Below are 18,561 nucleotides of genomic sequence, written 5' to 3' on the forward strand. Positions count from 1 at the left end.
AAATAGAGATATGCTTTAAATATGAAGGATATCTCTGAATTTTTATATACTTCATCGCTTATTTATTCTTATAATACAAACCATTTTATGCCACTAACAGAGTGATAAATTCATGGCACATTTTGGTTTTATTCCATCCACCATTTTACTCACAAAAATTCAAGAAATTATTCGAAAAAAAAATGACTCAGAAGAACTCTACCCATTAAGAAATGATATTGCCTTGCTCATTAATAAAGAAATTATTCAAGCTCTTCTTATTAATGTCATCGAAGACTTTCCAAAAAACGAAAAGCGGGATATTGCAGAAAAACTAGCTCATTTTATTGAGTCAAGTGTCTCTGTATTACTTAAACAGCTACTTGGCAAAGCCCCTAATAAAACAGTTCAGCAATCCATTCAATTCTCAAAAAAAAGCCTATTTAAAGTAGATGAACAGCACTATGTTGGTGAGCAATTAGAATCCCACATTACCATTAATCTAAAAGAAAACTTTTCTCAACTTAAAAAAGGAGAAAAAGTCGATTTATTATTACTCGCTGAACACTACAAACTCTTTGCAGATGAAACCATTCGTTATTATATGCATGACTTTTATCAAACACTTGACTTAGGCATGATTAAAAGAAAAGCAGCTGATATTGGCTGTACAGGCATTACTAAAGCTGTTCATATTGCAATAGACAAAATTATTCCTCGTTTGAATAAGGAAGAGTTAAAAATTATTGCATACCATCATGACCAGCTATTCTTTAACACTCCCTAATTTCTGCTATTTTTTTGTATTTATCAGATAAGAAAATATCTTGATCATGTTAGCATTCAGCTATGCTGATCATCACCTACTAAGATAATATTATGCCACCAAGCCCACAATATAAATTCTTACGACAAGCACCGCGTGATGGTCTTAGTACAGCAATGCGCCCATCACGTTGGCAAAAAATTCATGTTGATCCATGGCTTTTTTTATTCCTATTCCTTTGTGCATCCTTAGGTCTTGTTGTCCTGTACAGTGCATCTGCTCAAGATATGGGACTTGTAACAAAACAAGCAATTAGTTTTGGTATTGGCTTTGTTGTTATGATTGTCATTGCACAAATTCCACCAAAAGTGTTCCAAACATTCTCACCTTATTTTTATATATTTGGCATTGTTTGCTTAGCGGCAGTCAAAGCCGTTGGTGAAATTCGTTTAGGTGCACAGCGATGGCTTAATATCCCTGGTATAGGAAGTGTTCAGCCTAGTGAGTTTATGAAAATTGGTATGCCAATGATGGCAGCATGGTTTCTAACTAGATACCCTCTTCCACCTAGTTTTAAAAGTGTTTTTTTTACTCTCATTCTCATTTTCGTTCCTTTTATTCTTATTGCTGAACAGCCTGATTTAGGTACATCTCTTCTTGTTTTAGCAAGTGGTATTTTTGTGTTGTTCTTAAGTGGTTTATCATGGAAACTTATTGCAGCAGCAATCGCAGCAGCGGGTATTGTTATTCCTATCGCTTGGGAATTTTTATTACATGATTACCAAAAACAACGTGTATTTACTCTTTTAAATCCTGAAGCAGATGCACTTGGTACAGGTTGGAATATTATTCAATCTAAAACAGCAATAGGATCAGGTGGCTTTTCAGGTAAAGGTTTTCTAAATGGAACACAATCCCATTTACACTTCCTCCCCGAAGGGCATACCGACTTCGTCATTGCTGCATATTCAGAAGAATTTGGACTTATCGGTGTAACCTTACTCATTCTTCTATATTTCGCAATTATTTGTCGAACCTTTCAAATTGGAATGAATTCTTTTCACAACTATGGACGCTTACTTGCAAGCACTTATGGTTTGTCATTTTTTGTATATGTATTTGTTAATGCAGGAATGGTCAGTGGTATTTTACCCGTCGTAGGCGTACCTTTACCATTTATGAGTTATGGCGGAACAGCAATTATTACACTCATGACAACATTTGGAATTGTGATGTCGATACATACACATCGATAATATATTGGAAAAACTATGTGGCTAGAAAAACTCAATAAAATTGGTCAATACATTACTATTTTAAGTACTGCTTTTTTTTGTACCTCTTTTTGTCAGGCAAATGATTTTATAAATGCACCTAACTACAATGCCTTTAAACAAAATGCAATGCAAAAATATGGCTTGAGTTCAGATCAAATTGACCAAGCAATGGCTGATGCAAAAGCACGCCCAAATATTTTAAGTATTATGCAACGCCCAGGAGAAAGCAAACCATGGTATCAATACCAAAGTATGTTTTTAACTTCAGGAACCATTCAAAAAGGAATTCAATTTAAAAATCAGTATGCTGATGCACTACAACGTGCAGAACAACAATTTGGTGTTCCTCAATCTATCATTTTAGGAATACTTGGTGTAGAAACTGGATTTGGTAGCAATAAAGGATCAATCATCACCCGTGATGCGCTTGCAACACTTGCATTTGGTTATCCTAAACGTGCTGATTACTTTAGTGATGAATTAGGTGCGCTCATCGCATGGGCATACAAAGATGGAGATGCTATTTCTTCAATTACAGGCTCATATGCAGGTGCTGTTGGTTATCCTCAATTTATGCCAAGTAACATTGCAAAATATGGTGTTGACTATGATGGAAATGGTCATGTCGACTTAAGAAACTCTGCACCAGATGCAATTGCTTCAATTGCGAACTATTTAGCACAACAAGGTTGGCAAAAAGATCAGCCTATTGGATTTCTTGCGCAATATAAAGGGAATAATCCAGATACCGTGATCTCACAAAATTTAAGTAATCCTTTACCTTATGGATTACTTAAAGAGCAAGGAGTTCAACCCATCGACCCTTTAGTAAAAATAGACGACTTAGAGCTTGTTAGTTTAATACAATTACAAGGGGAATATGGCCCAATTTATTATATTACCTACCCGAACTTTCAGGTTATCACGACTTACAATCGTAGCCGTATGTATGCAACAGCTGTATGGCTATTAGGTAATGAGATTAAATATTAAAACTAGCTTTCAAATACCAATTTTGAAATATTTAATTACAAATTAGGTTAAAATATAATCAAAAAAACTCCTAACTTCAGACTTTTTGTAACTATACCGTATAGTCAAGTAGACACTGATTGTATTTGACGCATATCATTCATGCTACGTCAAATACAGTAGCAGAAGTCTATTTATAGACAGATGTTATTATTTTTCAATGATTTATATTGAAAAATAAAACTCTTCTAGGAGATTATTCATGCGCTTCCCCGTGAAAGCCCTTGTGGCAGTAACCTTCGGGTTAGTACTGTCACAAACCCAAGCCGACTTAGTTCAATCATCTTTCAATAATGCTGATAACGAAAGTGAAAACCTAGCCGCACGTGTTGTTAATCGTGACAATGATTCAAACAGATACATTCCATCTTTTAATCGATTTTCGAATTCTGAAGACCGTATCCGTACTCAGACACTTGCATCAAAAGTAACTGTACCTAAAGATGAGCCATCAATGATCGATCGCTTAAATACGGTTGCATCGAACACAGTACGCCGCTTTACACAAACAGGTATTGCATCTTGGTATGGTCGTCAATTCCATGGTCGAAAAACTGCCAATGGTGAAACATTCGATATGAATGCACTCACTGCCGCTCATCGAAGCCTTCCCCTTAACTGTTATATCCGTGTAACTAATAAAGATAATGGTCGTAGCGTTGTGGTTAAAGTCAATGACAGAGGTCCATTTCATGGTAATCGTGTCTTAGACCTTTCATATGGTGCAGCTAAACGTATTGGTCTAACAAATGAAGGTACAGCGAAAGTAAGTATCGAACGCGTAGATGGACCAAACTCATAATTATATTTCACGGAAAAACTTTATTATAGTAATCTCTTTTATATTATATTTGACGTAAGCCACTGAATTTGTGGCTTTAATTTTATCTAAACTATTGATATATCGCACCAGCAGTATTTAGCCATCCATCTTCATGCTTATGACGTGGGTCTTTGTGTGTCCAGTGTAAAACACCTCCCTTTTCATTATATTCATACTCTCCCTTAAATTTAACGGTATCACCAACTGCTAATTTAGGGATCTCAGATGCAAGGTCTATATTATGTGCAACGAGAATCGTAATTTTATTTCCAACATCTAGAATAAATTTTTGATGGCGAGAACCATCATTATCTGTACGTAATACCTTCTTAACAACACCCTTACCTTCAACAACAACATTACTCTGACGATTCTTATAAGCTTGCTGAATTGTTTCATTTCCAAATGCATTTTGCTTAGCTTGTGGTCGCTCATAAACAATATTTGTTTTAGGCTGTGGCTGATGCATCTTTTGAAAAGATTTATATGCAAAAATACCTATAATTAAAACTAAAATTAATATAATAATATTTTTATTATTATTCATTTCAACAACCTCTGAACACACCAATATTATATAAAAAAAGCCCCAATAACGGGGCTTTTTTTACTAGGCTAAATTATTTAGCGCCAGCTTGTGCAGCAGCAACTTCTTCAGCGAAGCTTAATTCTGCTTTTTTCTCAATTCCTTCGCCTACTTCAAAGCGAACGAATTGTGCTACAGTCGTACCTGTAGATTTAAGAACATCAGCAACTTTCTTGTCGTTGTCGATTACATACATTTGACGCTCAAGCGTAACTTCGTTCAAGTATTTTTCAACTGAACCAGTAACCATTTTTTCAACGATGTTTGCAGGCTTACCAGATTCAATTGCTTTTGCTTCAGCAATTTCTTTTTCTTTTGCAACAAGCTCAGCAGGAACAGATTCTGCATTTACTGCAACAGGGTTGAATGCAGCAATGTGCATTGCTAGACCTTTACCAGTATCTGCATCACCAGTGTAAGATACAACAACACCAATTTTTAGACCATGCTTATAAACAGCTAGGTTTTCGCCTTCAACAATTTTTGCACGACGAATTTGGATATTTTCACCAATTTTTTGAACCAATGCAATACGTGCTTCTTCAACAGTTTGAGTTTCATCAAACTTAACTTCAGCAAGTTTCGCAGCATCAGTTTCACCAGTCGCTAAAACAATTTCAGCTACTTGGTTAGAGAATTTTGCAAAGTTTTCGTCTTTTGCAACAAAGTCAGTTTGGCAATTTACTTCTACTAATACAGCTTTATTACCATTTTGAACAATTGTAATTGCACCATCAGCAGCAATGTTACCCGCTTTTTTAGCAGCTTTTGCTTGACCAGATTTACGAAGGTTATCAATCGCAACTTCGACATCACCATTCGCTTCTGTTAAAGCTTTTTTGCATTCCATCATTGCAAGACCAGTACGGTCACGTAATTCTTTTACCATGCTTGCAGTAATTGCAGTCATGTTATTCTCCTAAATAAGGTAGAAAGTAAATCTTTTAAGAAAAACGGCCCAAAAAAGATATGGGCCGTTTGCTTTCTCTCGACGCTTAATTTGCCATCGTTACATGTCGCAAAAATGACAAGCTTACGTCAAAACGCATTAAGCCTCAGAAGCAGCTTCTTTTGCTTCTTCATTTTTAGCTTGAGCATTCGCTTGAGTTTGAGCGTATTCTTTACCAGCAAGAATCGCATCAGCCATTGCAGAAGCATAAAGTGTTACTGCACGGATCGCATCATCATTACCAGGAATGATATAGTCAACATTATCTGGGTTAGAGTTTGTATCAACGATACCGATTACAGGAATACCAAGGTTTTTAGCTTCTTTAATTGCAATTGCTTCGTGATCAACGTCAATTACAAATAATGCGTCAGGTAAACCACCCATGTTTTTAACGCCGCCTAAAGCACGCTCAAGTTTTTCCATTTCACGAGTACGTTCTAATGCTTCACGTTTAGTAAGTTTAGCAAAAGTACCATCTTGTGATTGAACTTGAAGGTCTTTTAAACGGTTGATAGATTGGCGAAGTGTTTTCCAGTTCGTCAACATACCACCTAACCAACGGTGATCTACATATGGTTGACCAGCGCGTTGAGCTTGTTCACGGATGATGCTTGCAGCAGCACGTTTTGTACCCACAAATAAAACTTTGTTCTTTTTGCTAGCCAATTGGTTTGCATAGTTCAAAGCATCATTTAACGCAGGAACAGTATGCTCAAGGTTAATGATGTGAATTTTATTACGTGCACCAAAAATGTATTGACGCATTTTTGGGTTCCAGAAACGTGTTTGGTGACCGAAGTGTGCGCCTGCTTGAAGAAGGTCGCGCATACCTACGTTATAATCTGCCATTTTAATACCTTTAAATTTGGGTTAGGCCTCCATATGTCCTCATTCTCCACCCAACTTTGGGCACCCAGAGCAATGTGTCGACATATGTGCGGATTTTTTCTTAACGTCTTGCCATTTACTTATGAGAATATCAATTTATTCACGAAAAGCATTTGATAAAACGGGTGCGTATTTATACCATAGTCATACACAAATTACCAAAAGTTTTTAGAGATCATGAATAGTACTTACGAAGCTCCGCGTCGACTAATCAAAACACCAGATGAAATTGAAAAAATGCGTGTGGCGGGACGTTTGGCGGCAGAGGTGCTTGATATGATTAAACCTCATATCAAGGCTGGGGTGAGCACGCTTGAATTAGATCAAATCTGTCATGATTATATTGTGAATGTTCAAAATGCAATTCCAGCATGTTTAGGCTATGGTGCTGCACCAGGTCGTGCTGCATTTCAGCATTCTATTTGCACCTCTGTTAACCATGTTGTTTGTCATGGTATTCCATCTGAAAATAAAAAATTAAAAAATGGAGATATTCTAAACATTGATGTCACTGTAATCAAAGATGGATATCATGGTGATACAAACATGATGTATGTTGTTGGTGGTGAAACTTCAATTTTAGCAAATCGCCTTTGTACTGTGGCACAAGAAGCCCTTTATCGCGGCATTGAAACCGTAAAACCAGGCGCTTATGTTGGCGATATTGGCGCAGTTATTCAAAAATATGTTGAATCTGAGAGATTCAGTGTCGTTCGTGAATACTGTGGTCATGGTATTGGTCTAACATTCCATGATGAACCACAAATTCTTCATTATGGTCAGAAAAATACCGGTATGCGCCTTGAAGCAGGTATGACATTCACCATCGAACCAATGGTAAATGCAGGTGTTTGGCAGACAAAAACATTAGGTGACAAATGGACAGTTGTGACCAAAGATCATAAATTGTCTGCACAATATGAGCATACGCTTTTAGTCACGGATACAGGTGTTGAAATTCTAACACCTCGCCCAGAAGAGAACCTAAGTCGATTTGGTCAGTAGCTAATAATAAGAGGTCGAAATCATTATTTCGACCTCTTGTTTCAATAGATAGAATAGCTTTAACACAGTAAAAATATTGCTATATTCAGATTCTACCTTTAAGTACTTATTATGTATAAATTATTTGTTTTTCTCTGCTCTGTTCTATTTTCAGTGCATACTTTTGCACAAACGTCCTTACCTTTATTTAATTTAATGAACCAACGTTTGGCATTCATGCCAGATGTAGCTGCCAATAAATATCAGACACATCAACCTATAGAGGTTTTAGATCAAGAACAAAAAGTTCTTGAAAAAACACTCAATATTGCAGATATAGAAGGGTTAGATACAGAAAGCGTTAAACCATTTATTGTGGCACAAATGAATGTCGCAAAAGCAATACAGTATCGTTATATTGCCGATTGGCTCTCAGAACCAAATATTCAATTACACCCTGAAAGTTTAGACCATGTAAGAACACATATTTCTAATCTTACTGTACAAATGATAAAAGAAATCGCTTTGACACTAAAAACAAACCCCAGCTATATTTTTAATCAAAATGATTTTATAAATGAAGTTAAAGTTAAACATTTAACTTCATCTGATCAACAATACTTACTTTCAGCCTTACAGAAAATAAAATTAAAAAATCACCTTTCTTAATATAAAAGTTGATACCTTATTTGAGGTATCAACTTAGTTTTATAAATTTTGATCTAATTCTTTGATTCATTGGACGTGAATAATATTTTTCAATCAATGCACCTAAGATCATGCTTAAACACAAATAGAGAATGCATATAAACCATTTTGTTAAATTATTAGTTGTATTTGGAATATAATTCATCTTAATCAATCCAAGTATAATTAAATGAAATAAATAAATTTCATAACTTCGATGACCTAACCATATAAATGGATAAAATATTTTTTTGGTGCCTTGCCTATTCTGTAAAGAAAAAATTAACAGTGTTGTTAAAATAGAAAATACTGTCATACTCCAAGTACTCACCAACTTTATTGGTGTATAACAATATAAAAAAACCATTGATAAAATAATAATATATCTAATATTATAAAAAAAATAACTATATTTGTTCTCATCAAAAAATAGACCTAATAAACATCCTATTGCGATTGCATCAAAACTTGAAAAATAATGATATAAATATGCTTCATTAGTATTTAAATAAAAAATAGATCTATAATATATAGAATACAAAATTGTAAAAGCTAATAGAATACTTATATACTGACGCTTCTTTAGAACAAAACATATAACTGGAAATAAAATATAAAATACTTCTTCAATAGACAAAGACCACAAAACACCTAATACGTAATTAACCCAACCATAATGAATAACCAAAATATTCATACAAAATGTGATAGCCGCTAAAATAGTCACTGCATAAGAAACATGTATACCATTAGGTTCATGATTTATAAAGACCGGAAAATTCGCCCAAACAAGTAATGATACTAATGCAAATAATAAAAATAAGCATGGTAGAATTCTTGCTGCTCGTCGAATATAAAAATCCTTAAATTCAATACTTGAAATATCTCCATATCTATTAAGACTATTACGCGTAATTAGAAATCCAGAAACTACAAAGAACATTGTTACACCATAATTTCCATTACGGCATAAAATATTAAACCAAGCTAAATGTAATTTATATGGAATATTAAAATGGTGCAAAAGAACAAGAATAATTGAAAATCCTCTAATTACATCCACAGAAAATATATGCTTATTATTCATGTTATATTTAACATATCTCTTACTACATAAATGCAAATACTTTACATTTTAAATCAATTTAGTATACATATATCGTGTAAATAATATCTATTGAAATAGTCAATTCTATGCAAAATGAATATTATTTAACTCATAGAATTAAAAGCGATATAACTGTGAGAACCAATTAACTTAGCCAATAGCCATAGTCCTAGTAAAAATAGCCCCATATTTTCTATTTTTCACACAAATAACTTCTCTTATGGCATAATATCAATTAGTTTTATGGCTTTAAAAGCGGTATTTATTTTATGAATCTTGAGCGAGTTGATTTAAATTTACTTATTTATCTCGACGTATTATTACGTGAGAAAAATGTCACTCGCGCCGCTGAACAATTGGGTGTAACGCAACCTGCAATGAGTAATATTCTCCGTCGTTTACGTACACTATTTAACGATCCTTTACTCATTCGTTCATCTGAAGGCATGACACCTACTGAAAGAGCTTTAGAGCTTCAACCACGTGTTCGTGATGTGCTTTCAGATTTATCAATGATTTTAGAGCCACGTACAGAATTTAGACCATATAAAAGTAATCGCGTTTTTAGAATTATGACTTCTGATTATGCCGAAGCAACACTTGTACCACGGCTTGTTAAAGCTTTACGGTCAGAAGCGCCAAATGTTGTATTAGACTTTTTAACACCAAGCGATGTTTCATATCGAGATATGGAGCAAGGAAAAGTCGATCTGGCAATTAACCGCTTTAATGAAATACCGCAAAGCTTTCATCAAGTACTTGTATGGCGTGATAGTTTTTCATGTTTACTCAACCCTAATCATGCCAATATCCATAATTTAAATCTTAAAAATTATTTAGATGCACATCATATTTGGGTATCTAAAACAGGAATGGGAATTGGCTTTGGTGTAAACCCAGATAAACAAGCGGGCTTAGGCTGGATTGACCAAGCTTTAGAACGAATTGGTCAAAAGCGTAAAATTTCAATATTTACAAGACACTATCAAATGCCTGCTCTACTTACAAAAAATGTCGATCTAATTGCAACGTTACCAACACGTATTGCAAGACAGCAGGCAAAGCATCAAGGTTTAGTGCTTAAAGAACCACCATTTTACATTCCTGATATTGAACTAAAAATGGCGTGGTGTCCTTTACTTCACCATCACCCTGCTCATCGTTGGTTAAGACAGCTGATCTTATATGTTGCTCGCCAAATGGTTGAAGAAGAGAATCGTGAATTGTATGCCAATCACTCAAAAAATTTACATTATTAATTATTTTAAGAGTTGGTATCTCTTACCAACTTGCATGATTTTGTGTTAAAAACAAACTAAATGATGCCAAACTTATAAACACAGGTGCATTGTGAGCTTTTTCCAAAGTATGATTATTGTCATCTTCCTCATTGTAGGAGGTGGTTTTTTAGCCCTTGCTGAAATTGCTTTAGCAGGCGCAAGAAAAGTTAAATTAAAAATTTTAGCAGAGTCTGGTGATGAGCGTGCTAAAAAAGTCCTTGATATTCAAGAGCAATCTGCTGATTTTTTTGCAGCATCACAAATTGGCTTAAATGCAGCTGCAATTTTAGGTGGTATTGTTGGTGAACCAGCTTTTCGTGAGCTATCTCTTAGAATCTTAAATCACTTTTTTGAAGGTGCTTGGATTGAAAACGCGGCTTTCGGTTTATCATTCCTATTTGTAACATTGGCATTTATTCTATTTGCCGACTTTATGCCAAAACGCCTCGCAATGATCGCTCCTGAAAAAATTGCGATGTCAGTGATTAAACCCACGCTTATTTATATCAAAATATGTAAGCCACTGGCTTGGATCATCAACTCAATTACAAACTTCTTATTTCGTATTTTTAAAGTAAATACGATTCGTGAAGACAATATTACCTTTGATGATATTGCAGCAGTCATGGAAGCAGGTGCTCAAGCAGGTGTTTTACTCAAACAAGAACATCACTTTATTGAAAATGTTTTCGAGCTTGAAGAACGAACTGTACCTTCAAGTATGACAACACGTGAAAATGTTATTTTCTTTACATTGAATGAATCTGAAGAAAGTATTCGTCAAAAACTTGCCGAGTATCCATTTTCTAAGTTTTTAGTTTGTAATGAAAGTATAGACCAAGTCATTGGTTATGTTGATGCTAAAGATATTTTGGTAAGAATTCTAAACAATCAAAAGATCAACCAATTAAATGAATCTACTATTCGTACAGTCTTAACAATTCCAGATACGCTAACACTCTCAGAAGTCTTAGACCGATTCCGTGCGAGTAAAGAGAAGTTTGCAGTTGTCATCAATGAATATGCTTGGGTCGTTGGTGTTATTAGCTTAAGTGATGTTATGAGTACCGTAATGGGTGATTGGGTCACACCAATGGATGAAGAGCAACAGATTATTAAACGTGATAATAGCTCTTGGCTCATCGAAGGCAGTACTCCTATTGAAGACATGAAACACTCTTTAGATATTGATGAAATGCCCGATGAAGAAAACTATGAAACTGTTGCAGGCTTTATGATGTATAAATTACGCAAAGTACCACGTCCAGCAGATTTTGTAGAATTTAATGGTTTTAAATTTGAAGTGGTTGATGTAGATCACTACAAAATAGATCAGCTTTTAGTTACACGTATCATGGATATACCATTACTTCCTAAAGAAACGATAGAAGAAAAAGAAAATTAACATATTTCTCGCTTTAACACACGATTGTTAAAGCGAGAAATACTACTTTTTATGATTAAAATCTACTAAAGAATCGACCATTACTGCATCAGCATGTAGTTTTTTCGCTAGTTTATAATCTTTAGGATTATTTACACCGAATAATACGACCGATGCACCTCCCGAACGCAAACACTTTACCGCCGCTTTATTCCAAACCAATTCAGCTGCTGTATGCCCCTCACCCAAAGTAAATTTCTCAACTACATCTACCTTACGTCTTAACTCAAACCCATACCATTTTGAATGATTATTTTGCTTATCAATCGGACATTGACCATCTGAGAGTAAAATATGAGTGAGTAAGCTTCGTGTTTCATCTCTTGTTTCAAATTTATGCAAACTCACTGGAAGATGGTCTAAAAACGCACTATTTGTCGAATAAAAAAGAATTTTATTTTCTGCATGATTCTTTGTAACGACCTGCTCTAGAACATGCCCAATTTCGGTTGGATTGGCATCAGGGGACTTAATATCTATAAAAAATCGTGTGTTGGGGAAATGGTCTAAAACCTGTTCTAATGTTGGTATTTTTTCATGCAAATCTACTTGATGCTGTTGATTGAAAGTATACGCAACATTTAGTTTTTCTAGCTGATTATAATCATACCAAGAAACCAAGCCTTGACCATCGGTAAGACTTGATAAGTTTGAAGGTCTATATAATACAGGAACTTTATCTTTAGTCAGTTGTACCGTGATCCATATAATATCAGCCTTATTATTTAAAGCTTGTTGTATTGTATTGATTGTATTCTCAGGAGCATCTGCCGTACCACCACGATGTGCAATAACCAACGGATTTGCAGCGACTGTCGCATACATTATTGCACTGATTAAAAAAGCAAATATCTGTTTTAACATTAAAATTCATTCTTAGAATATTAGACTTCCATAATAAATTTTAATCATGACAAATAAATAAATTTTTTCTCTAATGCCACTGCTGTTGTAATAAAGTTAATGCTTCGATAAAACCTTTCATCTCAACTACTTGATCAAGTTTTTCATTACCCTGTATCAGCTCATGGGGTAACTGCATTTCTGTCAGCAGCGTATTTAATGAGTGTATTGTCTTTGCCATTTAATTGCCTATAAAAATAAAAACAGCATATATGACAATTCAATAAGTACAAAACCGATTGTTTTTATAACTATAATCTAGTAAACCAATAAAAAGCCCTCTGAAAGAGGGCTTTTACACACATATGCTATAAGTTAAACATCTTTACGGCGCATATGTGGGAATAGCAATACATCACGAATACTTGGTGCATTTGCAAATAGCATTACCAAACGGTCAATACCAATACCTTGCCCTGCTGTTGGTGGTAAACCATACTCAAGTGCTTCAATAAAATCTGCATCATAGTGCATTGCCTCATCATCACCCGCATCTTTTTCTTCAACTTGTGCTTGGAAACGTTCAGCTTGATCAATCGGATCATTCAACTCGCTGAAACCATTTGCCAACTCACGACCACCAATAAAGAACTCAAAACGGTCTGTTACATGTGGGTTATCATCATTACGGCGTGCAAGTGGTGAAGTTTCCGCAGGATATTCTGTAATAAATGTAGGCTGTCTTAACTCAGTTTCAACAGTTTCTTCAAATACGATGGTTTGAAGTCTACCTAAACCAAAACTTGGCTTCACTTCTTCTTTTAAAGTTTCACGTACATAGTTCGCAAGGAATTCACGATCTGCAACATTTTCTGCAGTAAAGCTTGGGTTATGCTCTAAAATTGCATCAAACATAGAGATTTTTTTAAATGGGCCTTTAAAGCTATAAACTTCATCGCCATACGGTAAATCCGTTGTACCTAAAATATCTATTGCCAATTTTTCAAGCATATTTTCAGTCAATTGCATTAGATCTTTATAATCAGCATATGCTTGATAGAATTCGATCATGGTAAATTCAGGATTATGACGTGTAGAAACCCCTTCATTTCTGAAGTTACGGTTAATTTCAAATACACGTTCAAAACCACCAACAACAAGACGTTTTAAGTACAACTCAGGTGCAATACGTAAAAATAAGTCCATATCTAGCGCATTATGATGCGTTACGAATGGTTTTGCTGAAGCACCACCTGGAATAATATGCATCATTGGCGTTTCAACTTCCATAAAACGCTCAGCAACCAAGTACTGACGAATCCCTGCAACAACTTGTGCACGAATTTCAAAGGTCTTACGTGTTTCTTCATTTACAATCAGATCTAAATAACGCTTACGGTATTTCGCTTCCGTATCATTTAAACCATGAAACTTATCTGGTAATGGGCGCAATGATTTTGTCAGTAACTCAAATGCTTCTAAGTGAACATATAAATCACCCTTACCTGAACGACCAATGTAGCCTGTTGCAGCAACGATATCACCTAAATCTAAGCTTTTAATTGCGTTGAGTTGCTCTTTTGGTAAGCCTTTACGATCAACATATAACTGTATACGCCCTGTCATATCTTGCAAAACCATAAAAGAACCACGGTTCAACATAATACGTCCAGCAACCTTTACATATACACGTTCAGATGCCTCAATTTCAGCTTTATCTTTATTTTCGAATTCTTTTTGTAGATCAGCTGCATAATGTTCACGTTTAAAACTATTTGGCCAAGGGCTTACACCACTTTCCTTGGCTTGCTCTTGAATCTGTTTTAACTTGGCATGACGCTGTGCAATTAAATCGTTTTCGGAAATAGCTTGTTCAGAACTCGACTGAGCGTTTTTTTGCGTCATCTCTGCCTCTAAAAAATAATAAAAAAGAAGTTTTATAGAATAGCAGAATTCACTTTCATTTCTAATCTATTCTTGACTAAGAACGCAAAAAATATTCATTTTTTACTACCCTTAGACTATTTGCTAGCTTTCAAAGGTCAGTTTTTTTCTTAAAATGACTCAAAACACGGTTAACTATAATTAAAAATATAGTTTGTCATCAATACTCTTACTAGATGTACTTATAAATGAAGACATACGATATTAAAATATTATTTTTACATGGACTTGATTCATCAAAAGAGTCAACAAAATTTCATTTAATTGCATCTAAAAATAAGTTTTGTATTAATGTTGATTATAGAAACTTAAACTTTGAAACTGTACAACACTTTTACGAGGACACAATTCAAAAAATAAAACCAGACTTACTCATTGGTCATGGTATTGGCGGCTATTGGGCACTCAAAATGTCTTACCTATTTCAACTTCCTACGATTGTGGCCAACCCTAGTCTAACCCCAACATTTAGAGAGGATTATCCTAAACTAGAGGAAGCTGATTTAAATCATGACATTCCACAAGTTGCTTACCTAGAACTCGGCGATGAACTTGTAGATATGCATAAAACCCAACGTTTTCTAGAGCATTTCATGTTTATTGAAACGCATTCAGGTGGATATCACCGCTTAGAACACCCTGAAAACATTAATAAGCTTATTGTTTTTCTAAAAGAAAATTTTCATATATAGAAAGCCAATCAAAGAATTGGCTTTCTTCTTAAAAGTTATGGCTTAGAACTTTCCTGTAGTACCGACCAAACATCCATATCTAGTGGTGCATTTAACAGTTCTAAATCTAATAGTACAGATGTACCAAGCACATCAAGTTTACTTTTTTCTGCTAACTGCTGTGTTGCTCTTAGCGTTCCACCTGTTGCCAATACATCATCAACTAAAATGACTTTTTGTGGTTGAATATTCGCTGAAAGCTCTAATTTGTCAGTACCATATTCTAAGCTGTATTCAACACCAACAACAGGAGGTGGAAGCTTTCCTGCCTTGCGAACCAAAATTAATCCCTTATTTAAGCGCTGTGCCAAAAAGCTTGCCAGTACAAAACCTCTAGCCTCAACAGCCATAAAGCTATCAACCAATGCGAGCTTTTCTTCAGGCATACTCTGTATTAAAGCATCTGTAAGCGCGTCAATCTGATCTAAAAATAAAGGAGTTAAATCATAAAAACAAATCCCTGAGCGTGGGAAGTCAGGTACAGTACGAATGTGTGACCAAAGGGTTTCTGTAAGGTTCATCGTCTTCAAAAAATAAAACAAATTGCCCTAATTTTATGTGTCAATCCAATAAAAAACTATCTGCTCGACTAGCTTTTTAACAAAAAACTCCGTTTTATCTCTTAAATGTTTGTTTTAACCACAAATATAGCCTAAAAACTAATTTAAAGTTTTAGTCACATAACCATAAGAGAATGATCTACTTTACTTTTCTCATAAACATAGTGAAAATCTGCTGCAATATTTATACTTAGACACAGTATAATTACCTAAAGATACGACAATTTGCTGACAGGCACTTGTTCTAATTCCCCATCAGCACTTGGAGAAACTTATGAAAAAATATCAATGCATCGTTTGTGGTTTTATCTATGACGAAGCTGAAGGATGGCCAGAAGATGGTATCGCAGCAGGAACAAAGTGGGAAGATATCCCCGAAGATTGGACATGCCCTGACTGTGGTGTAACTAAAGTTGACTTTGAAATGATTGAAGTTTGATTTCAAGCTTCCGTTAGACCATGTTTCAACATGGTCTTTCTTTTTTATACAATGATGAGGATCTTATATGACACATCCAATTATAATTATTGGTTCAGGCATGGCAGGCTACACCCTAGCACGTGAGCTACGCAAACAGGATCAAGAACAGTCACTCATCATGATTAGCGCAGATGATGCACAAAACTATGCAAAGCCAACACTTTCAAATGCATTTGCCACAAAAAAACAGCCTGAAAAGATTGCACTAGCTCAAGCAGAAAAAATGGCAGCGCAATTAAACATGCATATTGAAACACATGCGACTGTCGAAAAAATTGATGCTGAGAAACATGAAATTTTCTATGTAAAAGATAATCAAACAGTAACTTTAACTTATAGTAAGCTCGTTCTAGCCGTAGGCGCAACAGCAATGCAGCCTGATATCTTCAGAAATCAACCCGCTGTTTATCGTGTAAACTCCTTACAAGACTATATTGCTTTCCGATCTTTTATTGATACAAACACTGAAAAGCGTATTGCAATTGTTGGTGGTGGACTCATTGGCTGTGAATTTGCACATGACTTACAACAGTCAGGACATCACGTTACTGTTATTGAAAAAAATAATTGCCTTTTAAAAGGCTTACTACCTGAAAATATTGCACATGTTTTTCAAGAGCGACTATCTTCTCTTGGTATTCAGTTTATGTGTGATACTACAGTTAAAGATATACAAGCAGACTACCTAACAACCAATAAAAATAATCAAGTTCAATATGATGCCGTTTTATGTGCGATTGGATTACAACCCAATACAGCACTTGCAAAAATAGCAGGTATCGAATCTAATCGAGGAATTAAAACCAATTCTTTACTCGAAACCAATCAACCACATATTTATGCTATGGGCGATTGTTTAGAGATTAATGGACTTGTGCTTCCTTATGTCATGCCAATTATGCAGCAAGCGAAAGCTCTTGCAAAAACCCTATCAGGCATACCAACCCATTTACACTACCCTGCAATGCCTATTGCGATAAAAACACCTACAGCATCACTTACAATTCTTCCACCACAAAACTCAATTGGGCTCACATGGACAAATGAAAATTTAGACGATGGTCTCATTGCAAAAGCATTTGATTCAGAAAATAACTTAATGGGTTTCATTCTACTTGGTGTAACTGCTGCAAAACAGCGCATGGTTTTAACAAAACTCGTACCTGACTGGATTCCACCTCAAATTGAGAAGCAACTATCATAAGAAGATAGAAAAATAACTTTAGGTAATATATACATGCAGACGACCCGCTTAGACCTTTTTCAGCCATCGCCTTATACAGATTTTATGAGTGAGACCGTGGTAAACATGAAAAATGGCGTATCAATTCATGTCGAAGCGGGAGGCAATCCAAATCATCCATGTATTTTACTGATTATGGGTTTAGGTGGACAGATGATCCATTGGCCAAATGAATTTTGTCAGGCACTCATTCAACAAGGTTTTTACGTTGTGCGGTTTGACAACAGAGATATTGGTCTTTCCTCAAAAACAAAACTATCTCCCATAAAACCTAATCTTCTTAAAATAATGATTCGCTTCAAACTTGGTTTGAAAAACCCACCTGCAAGCTACTCTCTCGAAGACATGGCCGATGATGCAGTTGAGGTACTTAAACATTTGGACATATCTGCATGTTATGTGATTGGTGCATCTATGGGAGGCATGATTGCCCAAATCTTAGCTGCCAAATATCCGCAATATGTCAAAAAAATAGGATTACTTTTCACAAGCAATAATCAACGTTTTCTTCCTCCACCAGGACTAAAACAGTTACAAATGTTCTTTGGACGAGCAAAATCGGCACACGAAGAAGATGTTATTCAACATAACATCAAAATTGCAAAAATTATTGGTTCTCCCAACTATATAAACGTTGCAGATATCCGTAGAATATCTAAAATTGCTTATCAGCGCTCTTATGCACCTACGGGTGTACTTCAGCAACTTTTAGCAATACTATGTACAGGCTCCTTACAGAAGTGGGATAAAAAAATTACACAACCAACACTCGTTTTACATGGTGAATGTGACAAACTACTTCCAGCCAAACATGGAAGAGCCGTTGCAAAAGCAATAAACGGTGCTAAGTTTGAATTAATTTCAAGAATGGGGCATGATATTCCTACTGAGCTTATCCCACAGTTAAGTAACTTATTCGTACACCACTTTAAATCTTAAAAAGAATATTAGGA

At 35.2% G+C, this 18,561-nt stretch carries 20 protein-coding genes; 12 read left to right on the top strand and 8 right to left on the bottom strand.

What is annotated here, in order from left to right:
• Positions 1-112: 112 nt before the first annotated feature.
• From AC1MPL_RS09515 to AC1MPL_RS09530, 4 genes are all read left to right on the top strand, one after another.
• Positions 113-766, top strand: a complete 654-nt coding sequence (locus AC1MPL_RS09515) for a hypothetical protein (protein ID WP_479765609.1) — start codon at positions 113-115, stop codon at positions 764-766.
• 92 nt (positions 767-858) lie between these two features.
• Positions 859-2,001, top strand: a complete 1,143-nt coding sequence (gene rodA / locus AC1MPL_RS09520; RefSeq protein ID WP_479765611.1) for a rod shape-determining protein RodA — start codon at positions 859-861, stop codon at positions 1,999-2,001.
• 15 nt (positions 2,002-2,016) lie between these two features.
• Positions 2,017-3,015 carry a lytic murein transglycosylase B gene (gene mltB, locus AC1MPL_RS09525; RefSeq protein ID WP_479765613.1) on the top strand — a complete coding sequence of 333 codons (999 nt, stop codon included), beginning with the start codon at positions 2,017-2,019 and terminating at the stop codon, positions 3,013-3,015.
• 241 nt (positions 3,016-3,256) lie between these two features.
• Positions 3,257-3,856 carry a septal ring lytic transglycosylase RlpA family protein gene (locus AC1MPL_RS09530; protein WP_479765615.1) on the top strand — a complete coding sequence of 200 codons (600 nt, stop codon included), beginning with the start codon at positions 3,257-3,259 and terminating at the stop codon, positions 3,854-3,856.
• A 91-nt stretch (positions 3,857-3,947) separates the two neighbouring features.
• On the opposite strand, the gene AC1MPL_RS09535 is transcribed toward AC1MPL_RS09530, so the two are convergent.
• The 3 genes from AC1MPL_RS09535 to rpsB all read right to left on the bottom strand — a co-directional run bounded on the left by AC1MPL_RS09535 (position 3,948) and on the right by rpsB (position 6,264).
• Positions 3,948-4,424 carry a DUF3465 domain-containing protein gene (locus AC1MPL_RS09535; RefSeq protein WP_479765617.1) on the bottom strand — a complete coding sequence of 159 codons (477 nt, stop codon included), beginning with the start codon at positions 4,422-4,424 and terminating at the stop codon, positions 3,948-3,950.
• A 73-nt stretch (positions 4,425-4,497) separates the two neighbouring features.
• The gene (gene tsf, locus AC1MPL_RS09540) at positions 4,498-5,373 is read right to left on the bottom strand and encodes a translation elongation factor Ts (RefSeq protein WP_479765619.1); all 876 of its coding nucleotides are present in this window, start codon (positions 5,371-5,373) and stop codon (positions 4,498-4,500) included.
• A 138-nt stretch (positions 5,374-5,511) separates the two neighbouring features.
• Complete coding sequence (rpsB, locus tag AC1MPL_RS09545) at positions 5,512-6,264, bottom strand: 30S ribosomal protein S2 (protein ID WP_479765621.1); 753 nt, start codon at positions 6,262-6,264, stop codon at positions 5,512-5,514.
• Between the two features lie 216 nt (positions 6,265-6,480).
• Here rpsB and map point away from each other — a divergent pair, with 216 nt between their 5' ends.
• A complete protein-coding gene (gene map, locus AC1MPL_RS09550; RefSeq protein WP_479765623.1) occupies positions 6,481-7,308 on the top strand; it encodes a type I methionyl aminopeptidase in 828 nt (275 codons plus the stop codon).
• A 111-nt stretch (positions 7,309-7,419) separates the two neighbouring features.
• Positions 7,420-7,956 (top strand): chorismate mutase, encoded by a 537-nt coding sequence (locus tag AC1MPL_RS09555; RefSeq protein ID WP_479765625.1) that lies wholly within the window; start codon positions 7,420-7,422, stop codon positions 7,954-7,956.
• A 28-nt stretch (positions 7,957-7,984) separates the two neighbouring features.
• Here AC1MPL_RS09555 and AC1MPL_RS09560 read toward each other — a convergent pair whose 3' ends face one another.
• Complete coding sequence (locus AC1MPL_RS09560; protein ID WP_479765627.1) at positions 7,985-9,061, bottom strand: acyltransferase family protein; 1,077 nt, start codon at positions 9,059-9,061, stop codon at positions 7,985-7,987.
• A gap of 290 nt (positions 9,062-9,351) precedes the next feature.
• Here AC1MPL_RS09560 and AC1MPL_RS09565 point away from each other — a divergent pair, with 290 nt between their 5' ends.
• Both AC1MPL_RS09565 and paeA read left to right on the top strand, forming a co-directional pair.
• Positions 9,352-10,341, top strand: coding sequence for a LysR family transcriptional regulator (locus tag AC1MPL_RS09565; RefSeq protein WP_479765629.1), 990 nt, complete (start codon positions 9,352-9,354; stop codon positions 10,339-10,341).
• Positions 10,342-10,432: 91 nt separating this feature from the next.
• On the top strand, positions 10,433-11,767 hold the full coding sequence (gene paeA, locus AC1MPL_RS09570; protein ID WP_479765631.1) for a polyamine export protein PaeA: 1,335 nt from the start codon (positions 10,433-10,435) through the stop codon (positions 11,765-11,767).
• 42 nt (positions 11,768-11,809) lie between these two features.
• Here paeA and AC1MPL_RS09575 read toward each other — a convergent pair whose 3' ends face one another.
• The 3 genes from AC1MPL_RS09575 to lysS form a co-directional block, all read right to left on the bottom strand.
• Entirely contained in the window at positions 11,810-12,631 is an 822-nt protein-coding gene (locus AC1MPL_RS09575) for a glycerophosphodiester phosphodiesterase family protein (RefSeq protein ID WP_479765633.1), read from the bottom strand.
• Positions 12,632-12,740: 109 nt separating this feature from the next.
• On the bottom strand, positions 12,741-12,890 hold the full coding sequence (locus tag AC1MPL_RS09580) for a hypothetical protein (protein ID WP_479765635.1): 150 nt from the start codon (positions 12,888-12,890) through the stop codon (positions 12,741-12,743).
• 134 nt (positions 12,891-13,024) lie between these two features.
• On the bottom strand, positions 13,025-14,554 hold the full coding sequence (lysS, locus tag AC1MPL_RS09585) for a lysine--tRNA ligase (protein ID WP_479765637.1): 1,530 nt from the start codon (positions 14,552-14,554) through the stop codon (positions 13,025-13,027).
• Positions 14,555-14,781: 227 nt separating this feature from the next.
• Between lysS and AC1MPL_RS09590 the strand changes: the two genes are divergently transcribed.
• Entirely contained in the window at positions 14,782-15,285 is a 504-nt protein-coding gene (locus tag AC1MPL_RS09590) for a YqiA/YcfP family alpha/beta fold hydrolase (RefSeq protein ID WP_479765639.1), read from the top strand.
• Between the two features lie 35 nt (positions 15,286-15,320).
• On the opposite strand, the gene AC1MPL_RS09595 is transcribed toward AC1MPL_RS09590, so the two are convergent.
• A complete protein-coding gene (locus AC1MPL_RS09595) occupies positions 15,321-15,845 on the bottom strand; it encodes an adenine phosphoribosyltransferase (protein WP_479765641.1) in 525 nt (174 codons plus the stop codon).
• Positions 15,846-16,158: 313 nt separating this feature from the next.
• Here AC1MPL_RS09595 and rubA point away from each other — a divergent pair, with 313 nt between their 5' ends.
• From rubA to AC1MPL_RS09610, 3 genes are all read left to right on the top strand, one after another.
• Positions 16,159-16,323, top strand: a complete 165-nt coding sequence (gene rubA, locus AC1MPL_RS09600) for a rubredoxin RubA (protein ID WP_023271732.1) — start codon at positions 16,159-16,161, stop codon at positions 16,321-16,323.
• Positions 16,324-16,390: 67 nt separating this feature from the next.
• Positions 16,391-17,569, top strand: a complete 1,179-nt coding sequence (locus tag AC1MPL_RS09605; RefSeq protein WP_479765643.1) for an FAD-dependent oxidoreductase — start codon at positions 16,391-16,393, stop codon at positions 17,567-17,569.
• Between the two features lie 33 nt (positions 17,570-17,602).
• Complete coding sequence (locus AC1MPL_RS09610) at positions 17,603-18,547, top strand: alpha/beta fold hydrolase (RefSeq protein ID WP_479765645.1); 945 nt, start codon at positions 17,603-17,605, stop codon at positions 18,545-18,547.
• Positions 18,548-18,561: the final 14 nt, after the last annotated feature.

It is taken from the genome of Acinetobacter sp. N1-1, assembly GCF_056711485.1.

What these genes read in the sequence shown, in the direction of transcription:
- AC1MPL_RS09515 (WP_479765609.1), top strand. Translation starts at nt 113, where the DNA reads ATGGCACATTTTGGTTTTATTCCATCCACCATTTTACTCACAAAAATT.
- rodA (WP_479765611.1), top strand. Translation starts at nt 859, where the DNA reads ATGCCACCAAGCCCACAATATAAATTCTTACGACAAGCACCGCGTGAT.
- mltB (WP_479765613.1), top strand. Translation starts at nt 2,017, where the DNA reads ATGTGGCTAGAAAAACTCAATAAAATTGGTCAATACATTACTATTTTA.
- AC1MPL_RS09530 (WP_479765615.1), top strand. Translation starts at nt 3,257, where the DNA reads ATGCGCTTCCCCGTGAAAGCCCTTGTGGCAGTAACCTTCGGGTTAGTA.
- AC1MPL_RS09535 (WP_479765617.1), bottom strand. Translation starts at nt 4,424, where the DNA reads ATGAATAATAATAAAAATATTATTATATTAATTTTAGTTTTAATTATA.
- tsf (WP_479765619.1), bottom strand. Translation starts at nt 5,373, where the DNA reads ATGACTGCAATTACTGCAAGCATGGTAAAAGAATTACGTGACCGTACT.
- rpsB (WP_479765621.1), bottom strand. Translation starts at nt 6,264, where the DNA reads ATGGCAGATTATAACGTAGGTATGCGCGACCTTCTTCAAGCAGGCGCA.
- map (WP_479765623.1), top strand. Translation starts at nt 6,481, where the DNA reads ATGAATAGTACTTACGAAGCTCCGCGTCGACTAATCAAAACACCAGAT.
- AC1MPL_RS09555 (WP_479765625.1), top strand. Translation starts at nt 7,420, where the DNA reads ATGTATAAATTATTTGTTTTTCTCTGCTCTGTTCTATTTTCAGTGCAT.
- AC1MPL_RS09560 (WP_479765627.1), bottom strand. Translation starts at nt 9,061, where the DNA reads ATGAATAATAAGCATATATTTTCTGTGGATGTAATTAGAGGATTTTCA.
- AC1MPL_RS09565 (WP_479765629.1), top strand. Translation starts at nt 9,352, where the DNA reads ATGAATCTTGAGCGAGTTGATTTAAATTTACTTATTTATCTCGACGTA.
- AC1MPL_RS09575 (WP_479765633.1), bottom strand. Translation starts at nt 12,631, where the DNA reads ATGTATGCGACAGTCGCTGCAAATCCGTTGGTTATTGCACATCGTGGT.
- AC1MPL_RS09580 (WP_479765635.1), bottom strand. Translation starts at nt 12,890, where the DNA reads ATGGCAAAGACAATACACTCATTAAATACGCTGCTGACAGAAATGCAG.
- lysS (WP_479765637.1), bottom strand. Translation starts at nt 14,554, where the DNA reads ATGACGCAAAAAAACGCTCAGTCGAGTTCTGAACAAGCTATTTCCGAA.
- AC1MPL_RS09590 (WP_479765639.1), top strand. Translation starts at nt 14,782, where the DNA reads ATGAAGACATACGATATTAAAATATTATTTTTACATGGACTTGATTCA.
- AC1MPL_RS09595 (WP_479765641.1), bottom strand. Translation starts at nt 15,845, where the DNA reads ATGAACCTTACAGAAACCCTTTGGTCACACATTCGTACTGTACCTGAC.
- rubA (WP_023271732.1), top strand. Translation starts at nt 16,159, where the DNA reads ATGAAAAAATATCAATGCATCGTTTGTGGTTTTATCTATGACGAAGCT.
- AC1MPL_RS09605 (WP_479765643.1), top strand. Translation starts at nt 16,391, where the DNA reads ATGACACATCCAATTATAATTATTGGTTCAGGCATGGCAGGCTACACC.
- AC1MPL_RS09610 (WP_479765645.1), top strand. Translation starts at nt 17,603, where the DNA reads ATGCAGACGACCCGCTTAGACCTTTTTCAGCCATCGCCTTATACAGAT.